The sequence below is a fragment of the Cupriavidus sp. 01L45 genome (assembly GCF_056399885.1).
The window spans coordinates 11,975-32,011 of the sequence record NZ_JBFTSG010000036.1; the positions used below are offsets into that span (position 1 = coordinate 11,975).

The 20,037-nt window shown below is 61.7% G+C and carries 12 protein-coding genes and 5 pseudogenes; 8 read left to right on the forward strand and 9 right to left on the reverse strand.

The genetic code is table 11. From position 1 onward, the window contains the following. The first annotated feature begins 156 nt into the window (after positions 1 to 156). On the forward strand, positions 157 to 1,062 hold the full coding sequence (locus AC1DT6_RS23475; protein ID WP_441635775.1) for a LysR family transcriptional regulator: 906 nt from the start codon (positions 157 to 159) through the stop codon (positions 1,060 to 1,062). A 367-nt stretch (positions 1,063 to 1,429) separates the two neighbouring features. Here the strand turns inward: AC1DT6_RS23475 and AC1DT6_RS23480 are convergent. The 3 genes and pseudogenes from AC1DT6_RS23480 to AC1DT6_RS23490 all read right to left on the reverse strand — a co-directional run. Continuing rightward, positions 1,430 to 1,825: pseudogene (locus AC1DT6_RS23480) on the reverse strand (aminotransferase class V-fold PLP-dependent enzyme); the annotation flags it as partial. Between the two features lie 264 nt (positions 1,826 to 2,089). After that, positions 2,090 to 3,946: a diguanylate cyclase domain-containing protein gene (locus tag AC1DT6_RS23485; protein ID WP_441635777.1), complete on the reverse strand. Its 1,857-nt coding sequence runs from the start codon at positions 3,944 to 3,946 to the stop codon at positions 2,090 to 2,092. A gap of 393 nt (positions 3,947 to 4,339) precedes the next feature. Continuing rightward, the gene (locus AC1DT6_RS23490; protein WP_477114942.1) at positions 4,340 to 6,388 is read right to left on the reverse strand and encodes an ATP-binding protein; all 2,049 of its coding nucleotides are present in this window, start codon (positions 6,386 to 6,388) and stop codon (positions 4,340 to 4,342) included. Positions 6,389 to 7,068: 680 nt separating this feature from the next. On the opposite strand from AC1DT6_RS23490, the pseudogene AC1DT6_RS23495 reads away from it, so the two are divergent. From AC1DT6_RS23495 to AC1DT6_RS23510, 4 genes and pseudogenes are all read left to right on the forward strand, one after another. After that, positions 7,069 to 7,395: pseudogene (locus AC1DT6_RS23495) on the forward strand (LysR substrate-binding domain-containing protein); the annotation flags it as partial. 199 nt (positions 7,396 to 7,594) lie between these two features. Further along, entirely contained in the window at positions 7,595 to 10,297 is a 2,703-nt protein-coding gene (locus AC1DT6_RS23500; protein ID WP_441631345.1) for an excinuclease ABC subunit UvrA, read from the forward strand. Between the two features lie 185 nt (positions 10,298 to 10,482). Beyond that, positions 10,483 to 10,965 (forward strand): hypothetical protein, encoded by a 483-nt coding sequence (locus AC1DT6_RS23505; RefSeq protein WP_441631343.1) that lies wholly within the window; start codon positions 10,483 to 10,485, stop codon positions 10,963 to 10,965. Positions 10,966 to 11,171: 206 nt separating this feature from the next. Then, complete coding sequence (locus tag AC1DT6_RS23510; RefSeq protein WP_441631341.1) at positions 11,172 to 11,552, forward strand: hypothetical protein; 381 nt, start codon at positions 11,172 to 11,174, stop codon at positions 11,550 to 11,552. A gap of 5 nt (positions 11,553 to 11,557) precedes the next feature. Here AC1DT6_RS23510 and AC1DT6_RS23515 read toward each other — a convergent pair. The 3 genes and pseudogenes from AC1DT6_RS23515 to AC1DT6_RS23525 form a co-directional block, all read right to left on the reverse strand. Further along, positions 11,558 to 11,710: pseudogene (locus tag AC1DT6_RS23515) on the reverse strand (IS110 family transposase); the annotation flags it as partial. Between the two features lie 494 nt (positions 11,711 to 12,204). Next, positions 12,205 to 12,625, reverse strand: a pseudogene (locus AC1DT6_RS23520) (transposase); the annotation flags it as partial. A gap of 55 nt (positions 12,626 to 12,680) precedes the next feature. Continuing rightward, the gene (locus AC1DT6_RS23525) at positions 12,681 to 13,247 is read right to left on the reverse strand and encodes a phosphate-starvation-inducible PsiE family protein (protein ID WP_267600556.1); all 567 of its coding nucleotides are present in this window, start codon (positions 13,245 to 13,247) and stop codon (positions 12,681 to 12,683) included. A gap of 394 nt (positions 13,248 to 13,641) precedes the next feature. On the opposite strand from AC1DT6_RS23525, the gene AC1DT6_RS23530 reads away from it, so the two are divergent. Next, the gene (locus AC1DT6_RS23530) at positions 13,642 to 14,211 is read left to right on the forward strand and encodes a hypothetical protein (protein ID WP_441631339.1); all 570 of its coding nucleotides are present in this window, start codon (positions 13,642 to 13,644) and stop codon (positions 14,209 to 14,211) included. A gap of 103 nt (positions 14,212 to 14,314) precedes the next feature. Here the strand turns inward: AC1DT6_RS23530 and AC1DT6_RS23535 are convergent, their stop codons facing one another. Beyond that, complete coding sequence (locus tag AC1DT6_RS23535) at positions 14,315 to 15,022, reverse strand: PAS domain-containing protein (RefSeq protein WP_441631337.1); 708 nt, start codon at positions 15,020 to 15,022, stop codon at positions 14,315 to 14,317. A gap of 45 nt (positions 15,023 to 15,067) precedes the next feature. Here AC1DT6_RS23535 and AC1DT6_RS23540 point away from each other — a divergent pair, with 45 nt between their 5' ends. Next, entirely contained in the window at positions 15,068 to 15,253 is a 186-nt protein-coding gene (locus tag AC1DT6_RS23540) for a helix-turn-helix domain-containing protein (protein WP_441631335.1), read from the forward strand. Here AC1DT6_RS23540 and AC1DT6_RS23545 read toward each other — a convergent pair. After that, a complete protein-coding gene (locus tag AC1DT6_RS23545; protein ID WP_441631353.1) occupies positions 15,173 to 15,400 on the reverse strand; it encodes a Clp protease/crotonase-like domain-containing protein in 228 nt (75 codons plus the stop codon). The genes AC1DT6_RS23540 and AC1DT6_RS23545 overlap by 81 nt on opposite strands. 542 nt (positions 15,401 to 15,942) lie before the next feature. On the opposite strand from AC1DT6_RS23545, the pseudogene AC1DT6_RS23550 reads away from it, so the two are divergent. Further along, positions 15,943 to 16,659, forward strand: a pseudogene (locus tag AC1DT6_RS23550) (tyrosine-type recombinase/integrase); the annotation flags it as partial. Positions 16,660 to 16,902: 243 nt separating this feature from the next. Here the strand turns inward: AC1DT6_RS23550 and AC1DT6_RS23555 are convergent. Further along, on the reverse strand, positions 16,903 to 19,032 hold the full coding sequence (locus AC1DT6_RS23555) for a TonB-dependent receptor family protein (RefSeq protein ID WP_477114955.1): 2,130 nt from the start codon (positions 19,030 to 19,032) through the stop codon (positions 16,903 to 16,905). Positions 19,033 to 20,037: the final 1,005 nt, after the last annotated feature.

Sequence of the window (20,037 nt, forward strand, 5' to 3'; positions counted from 1 at the left end):
GGCGGTCCTTAGTAGGCACATGTTGCCTCACAGCACGTCAAAGATAAGGGTTTCCCCCATATATCGACCAGGCTTTCCGAGACCTGCCGCAGCAAAAAAGCTGATACGCTCAGTCCCGTTACACAAATTCGTTGATACCGAATCGACCCACTTAGCATGGACCTCAGACAGATCCAGTACTTCATTGCGCTGTTCGAAGACGGCTCCGTCACGCGCGCGGCCAAGCGGCTGAATATCGTGCAACCGGCGCTCAGCATGCAGATCGCCAAGCTGGAAGAAGAGTTCGGACAGAAGCTGTTCGATCGCATCCCGCACGGGATGGTGCCGACAGCGGCCGGCCGCATGATGTACCGCCTGTGCCTGCCGATCACGCGGGACCTCGCCAACGCCCGGCAGCAACTGATGCAACGCGAGGAGCAGGTGGCCGGYAGCATCTCCATCGGTATGGTGGCTTCCGAAACGGAAAGCGTGCTGGTGGGGTCGCTGGTGCGCTTCAATGCGCGCTACCCGAATGTGGAGGTATCGGTGGCGGACGGATTCAGCGCCACGCTGATCGACCTGGTCTCCGCCGGCCAGCTCGACGCGGCCGTGGTGCATAAGCCCCGTGGCAAGCTCTCGCTCCATGTGCAATCCCTTCATGACGAGGAAATGGTGCTGGTTACCAGCGCCGAGCATGGCCCGGAACTGCCGGCAGCGGTGGAACTCACCAAGCTGCCCGGGCTGGAACTGGTGCTGCCCACCAAACGCCACGGCTTGCGCGGCGTGCTGGATGCGGCCACGCAACTGGAAGACGTGACCCTGCAGCCGAAGTTCGAGATCGACATCCTTGGCACCATCGTCCAGTTCGTCGAGGCCACGCGCTTTGCCACGGTGCTGCCGCGCATCGTGGTGCAACGCGCGGTGGACGAGGGCCGGCTGCGCATGTACCCCATCCTGGCGCCGCGCATCGTGCGCCACCTGGTGTGCGTGAGCCATCCGCAGCGCCCGCTCAGCACAGCAGCCGATGCGCTGATCGCGATCGTGGCCGAGGAGATCCGGAGGGTGTCAGGCACCGCCGCCTGATGCGGGTGCGGCGGCCCTGGCTACCCCTGCCCTTGCATCGGGCTGCGCACCGCGCGCGGCGCATCGCTGCCAGCCGGTCCATGTTGCCGAGGTGGCGCAGCCAGCTGCGCAGGGTCAGCGCCCCTTCGGGCAATGGCGCGGCTTACGGCGCGCTGTTCGTCGTTTCGGCGGGTTGCCTGGGCATGGCGTGACTCCTGGGTCGTCGGTGTGCGGCTCAGGCCAAACTGGTCCAGACTGGCCCCGTCGCACTCAATGTGAGGCAAGCCTAGTCAGGAAGGTGCATCAGGTCTAATACTGTTTATTGATCCGAAATATCATAGTTTCTGATAAACGTGTTTGACCCGATGACAGGCGAGAGGCGCTGAACGCTAATGCCGCGCTCGAACAGTGTCCTGCGGGCAGCGCCCTCGCCATCTGCCACCGTGCCAGATAGGCCGCCGAGCCAGCAAACGTAATCGACGATTTCAGAGACCACGGCGAACTGCCAGGGCGCGGAACTGCCCAGGTTCCAGAACCCAGGCGCCTTGCCGTTCAGTTTGTGGTGCGGCAGCAGCGAGGCGCGATCCGATAGCCAGGCAATGCCGGATCCCCGGCAGCCGAAGAACTTGTACGGCGCGATGTTGATCCCGTCGACGGGCGTCTTCTGCAGGTCGATCAGGCCGTGCGGCGCGTGCTGTACCGCGTCCACGATGATGTAGAGGCCGGGCTTGACCAGCCGCGCCCGCCGCACGATTTCCTCAATGTCCAGCTTCGCGCCGGAGATGTACCGTGGGGGCTTTGTCATGGCAGCAGGGATAGGCGCGAGGGTGACGGTCTTGAACGTGGTCGCAAGCGGCGCGCCGCTGGATCCCACCGTACGAGGCGAGCTTGCGATCAGACTCCTTACTCTACTGGATTTTCATGCGTAGGCGCTTGGGTCAGCGAAATGGCTCGCTGGTTATTTCGACCACGCTACCGTGAAGTTACTTAATCCTGCATCGCCTACGCGACGAGCATCATTTTCCGGAATCAGCGACGTTCCTCGTTCTCAACCGCGCATCCCGACCGGTGAATCGTTAAGCTCGTGCACGACAATACGCGCCTTGCCTGCGACTTTCGCACGATACATTGCGGCATCCGCGGCGCGTAACAGGGCTTCGCCACTCAATGAGGCTGCCTGGTCGTGCGGTAGCACGCCGATACTCGCCGATAATTGGACGACGTTCGCCCCGAACCTTATGGGCTGGCTCAGTGTCCGCAGGATTGCGCGTGCAATCTTCTCCAGTGCAGCACGATCGAACGCAGGGCCGGTCAGCAGCAACGTGAACTCATCCCCTGCATGCCGCGCAACCAGATCCCCGCCACGTACGCAGCGGCTGATCCGGCGCGCGGCTTCAACAAGTACTTCGTCGCCGCACTGATGCCCGTATGTATCGTTGACAGCCTTGAAGCCATCCAGGTCGATAAACATGATGGCAGCCACACCGTCGCCGCTTGCTGCGCATGCCGCATCCAGCCTCTCGAGGAACGAGCGTCTGTTAGGCAGGCCGGTCAGCGCGTCGTGGAACGCCTGATGCCGCAGGCGATCAAGCAATGCCGTTCGCTCAGTCACATCCTGCACCAGCAGGTAGTACCCATCAGCCGCCTGATCGTGGACCCGACGCGGCACCAGCACACCGCGCAGGACACGTCGACTCCCGTTAAGCGTCGCTCCAACCTCGTACTCGACCCTTTCGCCGTTGAGCACGCGTTGGACGTACGGCTCGATGGCAGCAGCATAGTCAGCGTCGAGAACTTCATGGGTGAGTCGTCCCACGATCTCCTCCGGGTCCAACCCCAGCCACTCGCGATAGGTTGAGTTGGCGAACCGAAAACGTCGCTCACTGTCGACGTAAGCGACCAGCACCGGCAAATTGTCAGCAATGGCGCGCAAATCTACCCGCGTGTCTCCCAATTGCCGCTCGGCGGTCGTCAGTTGCTCGCGCGCCCTGCGCAGAACCTCCGAGGCCTCATGCGCTCCCCGATGCAACGCAGCCTCCCGCGCATCGCGCGCGGCTTTTTCCCGTTGCTCCGCCTGGGTATCGTGAATGACAAACAGCCAGCCTCCGTCGCGGGTCGACGTCGTCTGCTTCGGTGCCACCTGCACTCGCGCTGGCCTACTTTGCTTGTTGCGCAACCGGAACGTTACGTCGAGCGTCCGGACCTCGACCCCGCGGCCACGATTAAGTGCCTGCACGGCCTGTTCAAGGTTGGTCCGGTCGCTCGCATCCAGCAGATCGAGGATGTTCGTTTTCGGCAGCGGAGCGCGCGAGTGCGCGAAGAATTTCACGCAGGCATCATTCATGTGCCGCCACTCCCAGTCCCTTCCGATATGCGCGATAGCGACCGGCGTTCGATGGAACGTCTCGACGTAAAGCGCATGCTGGGCTTGAAGTCGGTCGATCGCGTGAAGCACCTCCAAACGATCAGAGCTGTCCAGCTTGCGCAGGCCAACTTCGTGCTCGATCATTTGTCCCAAGTCTACTAGCATCTGACGTTGTTGGCGCCTGAAGCGCCGCGGCAACGCGTGCATCACACATAGCATACCGATGGGTCGGCCGCACGGTAGACGCAGCGCAATGCCTGCGAAAAAGCGGAACAGCAATTCGCTGGTTGCCAGTGGCCCTTGCGCAAGCTCCGCATCGGACAGCGCATCCCTGACGACGAACGGTTCCTCGCATTGGAGCGTCCGGCTATAGTACGTCTCCACATGGAATACGACGTCCCGTTCGCACCCGCTTGCGCCTATGACTTCTGGCTGGCCCAGTCTGTCGAGACATACGACGGATATTGGTAAATTCAGCGCGCGCGCGGCGACCCGGGTCACGCGCTCAAAGTACTGATCGTAGTCGCTTTCTGGTGGCATGGTGGCGCTGGCTGGTTATCGTTGTTGCTGCTGCGCATCCATGATGCATTCGTCTTTCACGCTCCATGCTCCGTTCCGGTCAGATTGTGAAACGCACTTATTGACGTCCTCGCCGATCACGTCACACGCAGGGAAGTCGGCGCGGCAATTCGCTGAGGCAGGCTCGTCTCTTTACTCGGCGGCTCACGCGCTCGCCTTGACCGTTAAGACGATATGCAAGGCACGGCGTAAGAATGATCCCGGCGACTTTGCGTGGGCTCACCTGATTGGCACGCCGCAATGGAGGATTTTGGCAGGCCGTTATAACGGCGCTTGACAACGGTGCCACGACCATGATTGTCGTCGGTGACGTGGCATCGCAGATCGCGCCGCGCGGCGTATGACACATTAAGGCTATTCCACCGCCGGAAGGTGCAGCGTAACGGTCGTGCCCTTGCCTACTTCGCTCTCAAGAGAAATATGGCCGCGATGTAGCAGCACAATCTCACGCACGAGGGCAAGGCCCAGACCATCGCCGGCCGACCCATGCTGCAGCTTGCCTCGGAAAAATTTGTCGAACACCAGCCCGAGTTCGTCAACTTTGATCCCCATGCCTCGATCGGTCACTTTCAGCATGGCGTTGCGGCGTTCGTCCGACGCGCTAGCGACCGAGATGTTGACCTCTCTCCCAAGCCCGTACTTCACGGCATTCTCCAGCAAATGGCGTATCACGCTGGCGAGGGAGGCGGAGTCACCCATCACACAGACAGGCTCTCTCGCGGACTCCAGCGTCACCCGGCTATCGTCCGTGAACCCTGCCTCAACAACGTCTCGCACGAGCCTTGCGAGATCCACCCGATGAAACGTCATCTCGGATGCTCCTAGTGTTTCCAGGCGCGTCAGTTGAAGATGATTCGAAACGAACTGGCTGATGCGCTGGGCTTGCGAACGAATCGTGCGATAGATGCCAAGGCGTTTTTCCGGGGGGATCAGATCGGCGGCGAGGAGGTCGGCATATCCGACGACGTTTGCGATGGGTATCTTGATTTCAGCTTCTGCGGTAGCAATGAAATGCGATTTGGCCCGTTCCTCGCGCCGCATTGCGCTTACGTCCCAGACAGCCACCACACAGCCAGCGCCGTCGCTGGTATGCACAACACGAATGGCGTAGCTGGATGAATCCGCTATATCGAACTCGATAACGCCGCTAAATTCGTGCGAGACTGCGGCACAGTCGATCTTCGCAAGTAGTTCGGACGGGGTGACTGAGTCCCGCGTGGGACGTCGGCCTCGATACAGAAGGTCAACGAACCGTTGTGGCGTGGCGCCGCGCAAGTCCCCGGGCGAAACGTCCAGGGCGTCGCACAGCCCGCCGTTGGCGTCTTCCACGTGGCGATCCTTATCGAAAATGGCAACGCCGTCCGGCAACGCAAAGAACAGCGCATGCAGGTGCTGGTTCCTTTCTCGTAGCCGGCGGCTGACCACTGCCTCGCGATCCGCTAGCTTCGCCATCCTCTTGATTGACTTGGCCTGGCGCATCTGGACGAGGATGATCAGCGCGGATACGAAGCTTGCGATGCAAGCGACGAGGAGCAGCCTGCTGCGGTACGTTGATAGTGCTTCATGGAGGTCGTAGCCGATCACGACCGCCAGGTTTCCTCTCGACAGCCGATGTACGCCATAAATGCGCTCGACGTCGTCCAGTGGGCTCTTCTCCACCACTTCGGCGTGGGCCGCGGCAGCTACGGCTCGCCGGGCCGCAGAGCTCGCCGGCAGCGGTTGCCCAGGGTCGGAAGCCGCCCCGCTCCAACGCACCCGGTAGATGAGATCATTGGTACCCAGCAGACCGATTGCACCCCGGCTGCCCAAATAGATGCTTTTGTAGATGCTCGTCAGGGAGAGTGGGTCAAGCGACACCACTACGACCCCCATGAAACGGCCGGTCGGCCCAACGATTCCCTTGGAAAGCAGAACTACCCAGCGACCTGAACTGCGCCCCCGCAGCGGCTTGCTGACAAACAATGTCGGCCTGGGATTGTCGGCGTGTATGCGCAAATGCTCGCTATCGCCTAGGTCAAGCACTTCGAATGTCGGATTGGTCGATGCCCTGAGGACGCCACTTTCGTCCAGAATCGCGGTTTGAAGGAAGGGTTCGACACCGAGATGACCGTTGCGGGTCCATTCGGCAAGCGGCAAATCCAGCCCCCGTTCGATGACGGCGCCGCCTAGCAGGGAGGTCAGTTGGTCCGCCTCCATCAATGTGCGCTCGACGTGCTGGCCGAGGGTATAGGCAAGCCGGTCGGCATCAGCCTGGATCCTGCGTAATTCGCTGCCTCTGTCCCATCCGGCCCAGAGCGCGAACCCCAGCCAGACCGACAATACGAGCATGAATGCCGAAATGCCCGGGGTGATGGTGCGCGCCGTGCCTTCGGCCGCTAGCGGCCTATATATCTCCAGACCCATGAATCCTAGCCACCCCAAAAAGATGAAATGAACGCGCTAGGAAACGGCGAGCGCCGTCCCCCGCCTCCGAACCCGGTGTGCGGTTTTCCCGCGACGGGCTCTCGAGTCAGTTGTTAGATCGCGGCGTCCTCGAGCCGCTCCATCGCGCGGCCCACGTGACGCTGGCGCCCGGCCGCAGTGGATTCAAGGTGGACGGCCGCTGCTGCTGCCGGCAGGCTGCGCATGTCGCTCATGACCGGTCCTCCCGCGTGGCGGGACCGGGGCGGTCGATCTGGCTAGCGGGGATTGCGGGCCGGCACGGGAAAGCGTGTCGCGGCGCGGGGCAAACGCCCGCTGCCGCTGTTTCCTGTGTCGTGCCGGTCATGCCGCCAGCATCGTTTGTTCTCATTCCTGACTCCGTTCTGCGCGCCGGACCCGGTGGGCGAATCCGCTGGTTCATGCAACATCGAGCAGGAGCTTAGTGAGAATATGGTATTAGTTATAATATTATTTTTTGATCGCATTCATCACTTCTAATGATGTCGAGCAGGGCGGTGCTTAGTGGGCACATACGGCCTCACCGCGCGCCACAGATAAGGGTTTTCCCCAGTTATCGGCCAGGCTTTCCGAGGCCTGCCGCAGCAAAAAAAATGATACGCTAAGTCACGTTACACAGATTCATTGATACCTAATCGACCCACTTAGCAGACGAGGAAATTGTGCTGGTCACCAGCGCCGAGCATGGCCCGGAACTGCCGGCGGCGGTGGAACTCACCAAGCTGCCCGGGCTGGAACTGGTGCTGCCCACCAAACGCCATGGCTTGCGCGGCGTGCTGGACGCCGCGACGCAGATCGAAGACCTCACGCTGCAGCCAAAATTCGAGATCGGCATCCTCGGCACCATCATGCAGTTCGTCGAGGCCACGCGTTTTGCCACGGTGCTGCCACGCATCGTGGTGCAGCGCGCGGTGGATGAGGGCCGGCGAATCTGGGCGCTTCCTGGCAAGCCACCTCAGGACGAAGACTGACATTCACAATCGCAGGAAGTAACTTCACGGTAGCGTGGTCGAAATAACCAGCGAACCATTTCGTGGCCCAAGAGCCTACGCATGAAAATCCAGTAGAGTAAGGAGTCTGATCGCAAGCTCGCCTCGTACGGTGGGACCCAGCGGCACGCCGCTTGCGACCACGTTTAAGGCCGTCACCCCCGCACCTATCCCTGCTGCCATGACCAAGCCCTCACGGTCCTCGACTGTCAAGCATTCTGTTGATCACCCTGAGTCGCCCACGCTCGCGCCACGCGGCTTCGTCCAGGTTCGCGGCGCACGGGAGCACAACCTGAAGAATGTCGACGTCGACATTCCCCGCGATGCGTTGGTGGTGTTTACCGGCGTGTCCGGTTCCGGCAAGTCGTCGCTCGCATTCGGCACGCTGTACGCGGAAGCGCAGCGGCGTTACTTCGAGTCGGTCGCGCCCTACGCGCGGCGGCTGATCGAGCAGGTCGGTGCGCCCGACGTCGATGCGATCGAAGGCCTGCCGCCGGCGGTCGCCTTGCAGCAGCAGCGTGGCACGCCGAGCGCGCGTTCGTCAGTGGGCAGCGTGACGACGCTGTCGAGCCTCGTCCGGATGATGTACTCGCGAACCGGCAGCTACCCGCCGAAGCAGCCAATGCTGTATGCGGAGGACTTCTCGCCGAATACGGTACAGGGCGCCTGCCCGACCTGCCATGGGCTCGGCCGCGTATATAGCGTGACCGAACGCTCGCTGGTGCCCGACGACTCGCTCACGATTCGCGAGCGCGCGATCGCGGCATGGCCGCCCGCTTGGCACGGTCAGAATCTGCGCGACATACTCGTCACGCTCGGTTACGACGTCGACACGCCGTGGCGCGATCTGCCGAAGAAAGACCGCGACTGGATTCTGTTCACCGACGAACAGCCAACGGTGCCGGTCTATGCCGGCTTCACGCCGAAGGAGACGCGCGCCGCCCTCAGGCGCAAGGCACAGCCCAGCTACCAGGGCACGTTCACCGGCGCGCGCCGGTACGTGTTACATACCTTCGCAAATACGCAGAGCGCGTTGATGAAGAAACGCGTGTCGCAGTTCATGATCGGCGGCGAATGTCCGTCGTGTCACGGTAAGCGTCTGAAGGCGGAAGCACTCTCGGTGACATTCGCCGGTATGGATATCGGCGAGCTGTCACAACTCCCCATCGCTCGGCTCGCTGCGTTGCTCGAACCCGTCTCGCGCGGCCAGTGGCCGTCTTCCAGCACATCTCCCGACGGCGCGATTCTCGACAGGAACAGCCGGCGCAAGGCGACCGCCAGACGTGTCGCGGCCGGCGGACAGGCTCACCAGGGGGCGCCTGACGTGCGCCGTACGCCTAACCTGTCCGACGAGAAGCGTGTGGCAGCGCAGCGGCTCGCGATCGAACTGCTCGAACGTCTGAAAACCTTGATCGACCTCGGTCTCGGCTATCTTGCGCTGGACCGTGCGACGCCAACGCTGTCCTCCGGAGAACTGCAACGGCTGCGGCTCGCGACGCAGTTGTCGTCACAACTATTCGGCGTTGTTTACGTGCTCGACGAGCCGTCTGCCGGACTGCATCCTGCGGACGGCGATGCGTTGCTCGAAGCGTTGCAGCGCCTGAAGGCTGCGGGCAATTCCCTGTTCGTGGTCGAGCACGACATTGGCGTGATGCGGCGCGCCGACTGGCTCGTCGACGTGGGCCCGGATGCCGGCGAGGCGGGCGGACGTGTGATCTACAGCGGACCACCCGCCGGCCTTGCAGATGTCGAAAACTCGCGCACACGCCGCTACCTGTTTGCGCAAGGCGAGTTAGAGGCGCAGGCGAGCGAGGCTGCGACCCGTCCGCGCCGCGAGTCCCGCGGCTGGCTGCGGCTCGAAGACGTGACGCGCAACAATCTGCACAATCTTGCTGCGGATTTTCCACTGGGTTGCCTGACCACGGTAACGGGCATCTCGGGCTCCGGCAAGTCCAGCCTCGTGAGCCAGGCGCTGACGGAGCTTGTGGCGGAACATCTCGGGCGCGCAGCCGATCTTGCCGAAGACGACGAAGTCGACCCGCTCTTTGCCACCCCGCCCGTCACGACCGACGGGCGGATCACAGCCGGCATGGACAAGATCAAACGTCTCGTGCGCGTCGACCAGAAGCCGATTGGCCGTACGCCGCGCTCGAATCTCGCGACCTATTGCGGGTTGTTCGACGCTGTGCGCAAGCTGTTCGCCGCGACTCCCGCTGCACGCAAGCATCGCTACAGCGCCGGCCGGTTCTCGTTCAACGTCGCGCAGGGGCGATGTCCGACGTGCGAGGGCGAAGGCTTCGTGATGGTCGAGCTGCTGTTTTTGCCCAGCGTCTACGCGCCCTGCTCGACCTGTCAGGGCAGCCGCTACAACCCGCAGACGCTCGAGATTCGCTGGCGCGAGCGCAATATTGCCGAGGTGCTGGCGATGACCGTGGACACGGCATGCGACTTCTTCGTCGACGAGGCGCAGGTGATGCGCTCACTGACTGTGCTCCGTGATATCGGCCTCGGCTATCTACGGCTTGGTCAGCCGGCCACCGAGCTCTCCGGAGGCGAAGCGCAACGCATCAAACTTGCGACCGAGTTGCAGCGTGCGCAACGCGGGGATACGCTCTACATCCTCGACGAGCCGACGACCGGTCTGCATCCAGCCGACACCGATCGCCTGATGGTGCATCTGCATGGGCTCATCGATGCCGGCAATACTGTGGTGCTGGTCGAGCACGACATGCGTGTCGCGGCGCAAAGCGACTGGATCCTCGACATCGGCCCGGGTGCGGGAGAAAGCGGCGGGAGGATCGTTGTGAGTGGCGTGCCGGAGACGGTGGCGCTCGCCGTGGACAGTCGTACCGCGAGCTATCTGCGGGCCGTGATATTTCGTTGATTTCGTTGATCTGGTGGGTCGGCGGGGCACGCCGAAAACCCTTTGATAGGACCGCGTTCGGCCACGAGCCGTCATTGGCTCACATCAACTATTCGACATCCGGGAGGCAGTTCGACTCCTGAAAGCGGTCGCCCAAGGGCGAACTTGGACGATTGCTCATTTTTGATGCGGAGAAGCTACTGCCCTTGACGCAGCGCATTAGCACCATCGCCGCGATCGGCGCCGCCCTCACCTTTTCCGCCTCGCCCGCGTCAGCGCTCGGCGTCCTCGCCTACGGCGACGAGCCGGTGGGTGATCCCGGCGGCGTCGTGCAGGATCTGATTTCGACTGAGTTCGAGCGCTTTTTTAGTGCTGCCGGGACGGTCCTGGTGATTCACTACGATACGGTACAGCTGGGAATGGACCGCGTGTGGCACGCCACCGTCGGCATCAGCGCGGCACCCGAGGCCGGAGCCACCGCACGGCTTCCCGCTTGGCGTTTCAACGCGACCCGCTTGATCCGGAACCATGGGAATGTTGACGTGGCTGGCAGACGTGAGTGCCTCACCAGCGCGATACACGAGGCCGCACGAAACATGATGCAGGTGCCAATCCCCGAGTTGGCAACGCGCAGCAAGGCCTCGCTTGTCGGGGCGCGCAACGCCAAGCGCGCCGGACGGGACATTTGACGGCTCCCGGCTGCCCGGCCTTGACTTCGAGCCTGCCCCTGTAGATTGGATGTATATCCCATCACCCCCGTGCTTCCGATGCAGGCCCACCCCACGCAACTCAGCCTCTTCGATGAAATCGCTCGCGCAACCGTCGCGCGGTCGCCGGCTCGCCCATTGGTGCTGATGGCCTGCTCGGCCACGAAGCTCAACCGCCCTGCCCCGCCATGGATCTGTATCGCGGCGTCATGTATGAAACGTTTCGCGCGCATGTGCGAGCTGATGCGCAGCCCCAGGTCATCATCCTATCCGCGCAGCATGGCTTTATCCGCCCACCGCTCCTCGGCCGCGCGTATCACCCGACGGTAGTGCATGCCACCGGCGAGGAAGACCGGGCCGACCCGGTCGGGCCACGCCGCACCGGCCATCGCCGTCGACAGGCCCGAGAGCATGATCTCCGCGCGATCCGCGGTCATACGGGCATCGTAGGGGGCAATCTCCGCATCCGGCTGGCGCATAAGGTTGGTGCTGGCAGTGCGCCGACGATCATGGAAACCAGCGGTGGCACCGGGATGCAGCGCTCCCACCTCGGCCAGTATCTGGCCTAACCAATGATGCCAACCAGACACGGCGGCATGTTGGCAAAAGAAGCGGCGACCCGGTCGCCCTTGAGTTGCTTCCTCAACACGGTCTTACCATGCTCGTTAACACCATGCACCTGAAATACAGTTTTCGCCAAGTCGATACCAACGGTCGCGATCTTCATGTCGAACGCTCCTCCTTCTTACAGTAGGTTACGCAACCCTTCCACTATCGCATCTCTGACGCGATTGGGTTGTGAGTTGGGGGCGTCCATACCAATGGATCCCGGCGTGCCCAATTCAGGCACCAAATGTGGTCCACCACATTTAGCAGAGGTTCCTTGGTTAGCGGTCGCGGCCGCTGCGTATGAACAGCCCCTGCGGAGAGCACGCGACCAGTAGCCAAAAAACCGTTTGTGCTAAACCGCTCCACGGGCGGTAGCGTCTATGGGCATTGAAAGGTCGCCGCGATGATCCGGCGCGATCCACACGCGTAAGCCGCCCACGGGACTGCGGTGAAGTGACGATGGCGATCGTGCGATGCCAGTGTAAGGGTGGACATCGCGAGATGAATCGGGCAGCTTTCAGACATTTCCATGCAGAAAGACCTGGATGGAGCAAGCCCGGGCGCGTTGCCCGCAGGAATAATGGACACGTGGTCGAGGGCAATGCCAACAGATCAGTGAACATGGTGAGGGGGCGGCGCACGCGGAAGTGCACCCGGCAGGAACGTTTCGATGCATACCATGTGACCCTTGGCGCAGATGGGGCAATCGTGTAGCGACCTGCCGGTGAGTCGCTGGTAACGTTCACGGTAGTCGTCCATGAGGCTGGAGGTGTCGTCCGCTGGGGCCACCCGGCGGCAGGCGGCAAGCTTGGCTGCTCGGTGGCGATTGGCCAGCAGGCCGTAACTGCGGATGTGCTTGAAGCCGTCGGGCAGGACGTGCAGCAGGAAGCGGCGGATGAAATTCGTCGGCCGCGAGCGACATGGTCCGGCTTGCGGGCCCATGTTTGTAGTCCTTCCACTGGAAGGTGACCGCCTCGTCGCCGTCGAAGCGCTGCAGCCGGTGGTTGCAGATGGCGACCGCGGATCGCTGGCGAAGGCTGACCAGAACCATGACGCGGGTGTCCGCTTTCGAGAAGGCCACGAGTCGCTCAGGCATTCGCATCCTGATCGTTGCCGTCCCGTTCGATGCCTCGTTGATGCGCCGCCTTCATGGGCGCAGATTTGCCTTGTTCAGCCATCGCGGCATCAACCGGGTCGTCGCGCTGGCGCATCAGCCAGTAAACGATGCCAAGCGCAACCAATGCAGCCGCAAGAGCGGCGATATGCGCGGGCGGCGTGGCCGGGTCGAGAATGATGAATTTGCGCGCTATCGCCAACAGGGCAATGAGGATGACGGTCTTGACTTGGACAATGTGGTCGCGCCGCACCATAACCCTGGTGATTGAATGCTTGAATTCCATTGCGATCAGCAGTGTCATGACCATGCCGAACACCGATTGAAACGTCCCATGATCCAGCGGGTTCAGTGCGCCCGACATAAGCAACATGGCGACCGCGCGTATCAGTTGCCAAAGCGATACGACAATGATCACTGAAACCACTGCGCTCAGGATGTGGGCAACGATCTGCTCGAAGCGCTCATAGAAGCTCAGAACGCGCCACTGCAGCCGATATGCATCGAGATCCTTGCGCAGGCCGCCTCTTTCATTCCTCATGGTTCACCCTTCCAGATAGTTAGACATCGACGGAGCGGATTGAGAGGGAAGCCGGGGGCATGAGCCTCTCCGGGCTGGGATGAGGGCTTCCTTAACATATTAGGGTGCGGAATCCGCAAAGTCATTTAAAATTCCATATCCGGCTTTTGATATCGGCACGCCGTGCACACGCTCGCCCATCCAGCGGCGCAAGGACGAATGCGCCATCGGCCGGCCGAAGAGAAGGCCCTGCGCAAGGCGTACTCCCCTGGCAATAAGCCTAGCCCGCTGGTCCTCGGTTTCCACGCTCTCGGCTATGTCTTGACCTTTTCGATGCGACTCGGCACTGCAACGCCGGGCTCCGCAACGCGCGAGGTCGTTGTAGACATCGATCCGCTAGCAGAGCATCCGCCGCATGACATTGAGAGGTACCACGTGCTCTCCGCGCCGAGTCGCGCTTGTTCCTCAGCGCACCACCGAAGGACTGGCGGAGGCGCTCGCCAATGGCACACAAACGCGTGCATTCGAGAAGCTTCTGGAACGCTTGGCGGAACATCAACTCGTCAAGCTCGCACATGCCATGAGCATTACCCTTGCGCCGTGCTCGACCATGTCGCCACTTGAGGCGCGAGCATCGATCGACAAGGTGCTCGACGGGCAGCCGCAGCAAATTTGGCGCATGGTCACGTTCGTGGTTCAGGGCTTGAAGGAAGCAATGATCAAGGGAAACTTGGAGGCCATTGTCCCGGTGCTTGACGGTCTGATTGCCCATGATGCTCAATCGGCGAGCGGCTTGTCGCGGCAGGCCGACGCGACTTTGGTCTTGGCCAAAGCCGCATTGGGCGCGCAGATAGAAGAAGACTGCGCGGCAGGATTGCTCACAGAGGTGCGGATCGCAGAACTCATGGGTAGAGGTCCGGGCCTCCACATCGTGGGCCATGCTGTGCTGGCTCCAGTGCTTGAAGGTCTTGGTGTGGCCGCGTAGGTGATTACAAGCCGTCAACACAACGCCCACATTACCGACTCACGGGAAGTTCTGTATCGCTGGCACCCCTGGTATGGTCGCAGGGCATGGATTTTCAACACGGTCACGAAGAATGGGGAGATCGTTCTGCGCTGTGCGCTGGACTCGCGCGAGCGGTCGCATCGGGGGAGGGACGGCGGCCCTGATACAGGTGGTTGATAAATTGCTGCGGTGTAGCGCCGCGCAATTCCCCGAGCGAGACGCCGAGCAAGCTGCAGAGCGCCGGATTGGCGTCATCGATCACGAGATTCCTGTCGAAGACACCAATGCCTTCGTCAACGGCAAGAAAGAGCGCATGGAGATGCTGCTTTCTCTCATTCAGGCTGCGGGTCACCACTGCTTCCCGGTCTGCCAGCAAGGCCAGATTTTTGATGGCCTTTGCCTGGCGGAACTGGAAGTAGACAATCAGAGCGGAAATGGCGCTCGCGAGCATGACAATCACCATCAGTCTGCTCCGATACGCCGCCAAGGCCTCATGCACGTTGTAGCCCACCACCACGGCGAGATCGCCCCGTGACAGCCGTTGGATGCCGAATATGCGCTCGATGCCGTCGATGGGGCTCTCATCAATGACTTGCGCGTCTCCGGGCCCGGAGAGGGCTTTTCGGACTTCGGAGCTTGCCGGCACGAACTGCCCAGGCATGGCGCTCGACCCGCTCAAGCGCGCCCGGAATATAAAGTCTTCAGTGCCGAGCACCCCGATCACGCCTTTGTTACCGAGGTAAATACTCTTGTAGACATTGGTTAGCGAGAGCGGATCGAGCGATACCACCACGACTCCGCGGAAAACGGACAGCCGCGCGAGCGGGCACTGACGGTGCTGGCACTATGCGGCGGCAATCGCCAGGAGGCGGCCCGTCGCCTCGGCGTCAGCCCGCCACGCTATGGCGCTGGCTGGGGGAAGCTGGCACAACGGCTGCGGCTATTCCCCCGTGAACGCTGCCGGCCGCCGCTGCTGAAAGTGTGCCACGCCTTCCTTGAAATCCGCGCTCTGGATGCTTAGGAACATTTCCTGGTTGGCATCCATAATCGCCTCGCCGAGGCTTTGATATGGGGTCTCCCACAGTTGCCGCTTCATCACGCGAATCGAGCGCATAGCTGTGCGCCTGGGCCAGGAGCGCATCGGGCGGTTCCGGTTGACCAGTCCCATGCGCAGCGCCTCTTCAGCCGTGACCTTGCGCGACGACAGCAGCAGATCCGCAGCATGTGTTGCAGATCGCTATTTCGGCTAATGGCGACCTCAAATTCCGCAAATGTGGGTGCCAGCCAGGATAGATGAAGGAAAAACGCTCTTCTCCTGCCGATGCTCGCGAGTGCTTTCAATGGAGATCTCCCCGGCGCGCAGGTCGTGGCGTGAACGCCGATCGCCAGAATACCCCTATTTTTCCGATCTTTCGCGAGGTCATACGCATGGCTCTACCGAACTATCACCCTCCCCGTCCGCCCTGCCCGGCCAGCAATAGAATTTCGCCGACACCGGCTCGGCGTAGCCCGTGTTAGCCGAATTAATGATCCGCCGCGCCGTATTAGCGGAATCGTTGGACATGGACGGAAAATGGCGTTGCTCTTGCACAACGGCAAAAATCGCCACTGAACGGCCGTTTCGCAATATAGATCAATGGTTTACAGCCATGCGATTGCTATCGGATATAGCGGTCACCGCTAGCGGGATTAACGATCCTCAACAGCAGCCGACGCGGCCAGTCCAAGCCCCGCATCACGCGCTACCTCAGCCACGCCATGTGGCAGACGGTCAAGGACACCATCGAGGCGATGCCGGGTACGAGCGACAGTGCGACCGAGCGCGAGCGCCTGCATGCGGCGCGCTGCCGCTGGCTCTTCGCGGTGCTGTATCTCGGCGGCCTGCGCGCGGCCAAAGTGGCCGAGACCCGGATGGGCGCGTTCTTTTGCCGGCGCGACCGGGAGGGCCTGGAGCGCTGGTGGCTGGAGGTGACCGGCAAAGGCAACAAGACGCGGCTGGTGCCGGCGACGGACGAACTGATCGTGGAACTGGCGCGCTATCGCGAGGCGTACGGCCTGCCACCGGCACCGCATCCCGGCGAGGCACGCCCCATCGTGCTGCCGATCATCGGCAAGGAAAAGCTCTTGTCACGCGGTGCCCTGCACCTGGTGTTGAAGGAAGTCTTCGGGATGGCCGCCCAGCGCCTGCGCTCACGCGGCCCCGAGTGGGAAAGCCGTGCCGCGGTGCTGGCCAGCGCGTCAGCGCACTGGCTGCGCCATACCGCGGGGTCGCACATGACCAACCAGCAGGTGGACCTGCGTTTCGTGCGGGACAATTTCGGGAACGCATCGATTTCTACCACCAGCGCCTACCTGCACACGGAGGACGATGCCCGCCATGCGGCCACGCAGGAACGCCACCGGATCGGCTGGACGCGCGAAGGGTGACAGGTGCTCGCCTTGGCCAGACGCGCAGTTGTATCACGCAAGGACAATGTCCGGAATCGCATTTCCTCCGTCGATCGCGCGGGTATGCTGGGGGAGTCCCAAGGCGACGGCTGCGAGGCCTACCCTACTGGCGAGGCAGCCGGCCTCCGGGCCGCAGCGCTCAATGCGCAGCTCAAGACTGGTGCCTGGTCGGGCCGGCCAAAAGCGGTCTGCCGATACCGCCTGGCCGCTCCTGAATCGGCCTCAGAAGCCGGCGCGTGCCTGGATGTAAACCATGCGCGGCGCACCGACCAGACGACCGGCATTGCTATCGGTGGTACGTGTGTAATAACGCTTGTCGAACACGTTGTTCAAGCCGATGGTGATGTCGGTACGCTTCCACTGCGGCACCTTGAACATGGCCTGAAGGTTCCAGGTACGGAAGCCCGGTATGCGCCCCACGCTACCATCCGCCGACTCGGCAACCGTATTGGCCAAGTCGGAGTACTGCGAGCTCTGATGCGTCGTGGAGACATTGAAGGTCCAGTTGCGCCAGTCGTAGCGAGCACCGATCGTATCCGTATTGCGCGAGTAGAACGGTACGTCCTGGCCGGCCGTAGCGCCCGACTTCTGAATCGCTCGCGTGTACGTGTAGTTGGCGTAAACATTCAGGCCCGCCAGCAGACCGGCGCGATCGAACGTGTAATCGATCGCGCTTTCCACGCCATCGTGATCGGTAGCGCCGATATTCTGGAACGTGGCGGGAAACAGGCCCGGCACCTGCAGGATCTGGTTGTCGAACTTGATCTTGAACGCGGTCAATTCGGCCTTGATCCGGTTGTCGGTCCAACGGGTACCCAGTTCGAACGTACGGGCCACTTCCGGCTGCAGCGGATTGTTCGGTGTCTRCGAATTGAGCTGGGTGTTTTGCACCGGTCCGAACGACGTGCTGTAGTCAGCGAACATGATCCATGCGTTGTTCACCAGATACGAAACGTTGATCGATGGCAGTGCCTTGTTATTCATGCTTTCGAACTGTGATGTCGCCCCCCGTTGTTGGCGCGTGGTGTCGATATGTTCAAAACGCACGCCCGGCACGATGCGCCAACTCCCGATGGCGATACGGTCGTCGATATAGACGGCGTGGGCATCGGTTGCGTTATCGAACGTGGTGGTCGGGCCTGCCACGCCGGTCACCAGGCTCTGGTTGTACGCGTTGTCATCGCCACGCTCGCGGATATAGCGGTATCCGACGGTGATGTCATGCAGGGTCGGGCCCAGCGCCACGCGCTGTGTGTAGCGTGGTTCAATACCGAACGTCGAGTAGTTGCGAGGCTGGTGCGCGATCTGGGTGGCGCTCTGCTGCAGCGTGCTCTGGCGATAGCTGTCGTTGAAGAAAGTGCGGATTTCGAACTCCTGGCTAGCGGAGATCGTGTTCACGTATCCCAGGTCGAAGCCCGTGCGATTGCCGCTCCAGTAGTCGTTCGGCCGCGTATTCTGAAACGGGTCCGCGTTGTACTGTGCCACCGTCAGCCCGCCGGGCGTGCGCGAGCGCACATCGTAGTAGGACATCTTGCCGTAGACCCGCGACCTGCCGGTGATGTCATACGAAAACTTCAAGGCGACGTCGTTAACATCGTCATCGCTGCCCTTGCGCCATTCGCGGCCTGCCATGCCCGAATACAGGAGGGCCAGTCCCAGACCGTTCTCGAGCGTGGTGCCGACAAATGCGCTGTATTGCGTATTGCTGCCGCCGCCTTCGGTGTAGATGTTCTCGCGAATCGAGGCATCGCCGGTGATTTCCGGCCCGTCGGGAATCGGCTTGGTATTGAAGTTGATAACGCCGCCAACGTTCTGCGGCCCATACCGCACCGCGCCACCGCTGCGCACCACATCAATCGACTCGATATTGCCTAGGCTGACCGGCGCGAAGGACAGCTGGGGCTGCCCGTAGGGCGCCACCGCCATCGGAATGCCGTCGAGCAGGACCGTAGAGCGCGGCGTGTACCGGCCGGTCAGGCCACGCACGCCGATATTGAGCGAGATAGCGCTGCCGGCGGTGCCGGAGTTATCGGTTGACTGCACCCCTGGAATCCGTCGCATGACGTCCCCGATGCTCGCTGCCCCACTTTGCTCGATCTGCTGTTCGTTGACGACGGTGCGCGCGCCCGCGAACGTCTTCACACTGTTCTCCAGTCCGGTGCCCAGCCAGTTACCGGTTACCTGTACGGTATCGAGCACATGTTCGGCATTGCTCTTTTGCGTCGACTGCTCATTGGTCTGTTGCGCGGACGTCAGTTGCGGCGCCAAGCACAGAATGGAGACGGCGAGCGCTGTCGCGCACAGCGAGGTCTGGGGTGCGGCGGGCAGCTTGCCGCAACGACTGGTGTTCATGGCTCTACTTCCTTGCAACAAGAAATTAACGAAAGCGCATGAATATAAATGATAATGATTATCAATTGAGATCCAGTCGACAAAAGAGCTGCCGGATGCGCACACCTCCAAGCAAATTGTTGCTGTGGCACGACGAATATCTACAACTTGCTGGTGCAACAATGCACAACGACCGTCCTGGCGCACATGCGGATCGCCCGTTGCGGGTGAGAGATCGTCAAATGCTGCCCTCTTGTTTGCGCCCTTTAATCCACTTTAATGCCGCGCGGTATCTTTGGATGCGACGGGCAGGCAGCGAGGATTACCAATCCGTGTCCCGTGAGGTGAGTTGAATAAACAGCCTAATGAGGCACTTCACGGATGAAGGTGCGGAAAGTGACGGATGGTGGTGGAGTCAAGGCGAGGGTGCGTGCGAGTGGCCTGTCGATGGCGCGGCACGTGATGCGAATGATGGCGACAATCAGCAGCAATTAGGGCGCATGCGATGCCTGCCGAGCAGCCGCGAGTTGGGGAGAATGACGATGCCCGCCATCGCCATCCACGCTTCCGTTTTTTGCCTGCCCCTAAGGACGCGTGCGCAGTGCAGCGCTTTTGTCGTTTGTCCTGCCCCCCCTGCTTCACTCGCGCCCAGGCACTGGCGAACGATCTTGGCATCTGCAGCAGTTGCGGATTTGGCGACTTTGCCAGGACATTCGTGACACGCGGCTTCCCGCGCCGGCGATGACGCGGGACATACCGGGTCTTTGGCATCGCACCGCGTCAATTGGTGGCGGTGGAATCTATGGACCGAGGGGTATTCAACGAGGCCAGCGCTTTTCTGAACGGTGTATCACCTAAGGGCACCGGCATTGCAGGTCGGATCGCCTGCGACCAAAGTGCGCCACGGCTGGCACCAGTCACGCAAATCGCGCAGTACTCAACGGCGATACTCCGATCCGTAGCAGCAGTCCTGCAAATACAAACCGGCCTGCGTCCCACGGCGCTCACCGGAAGCCATTACGATGG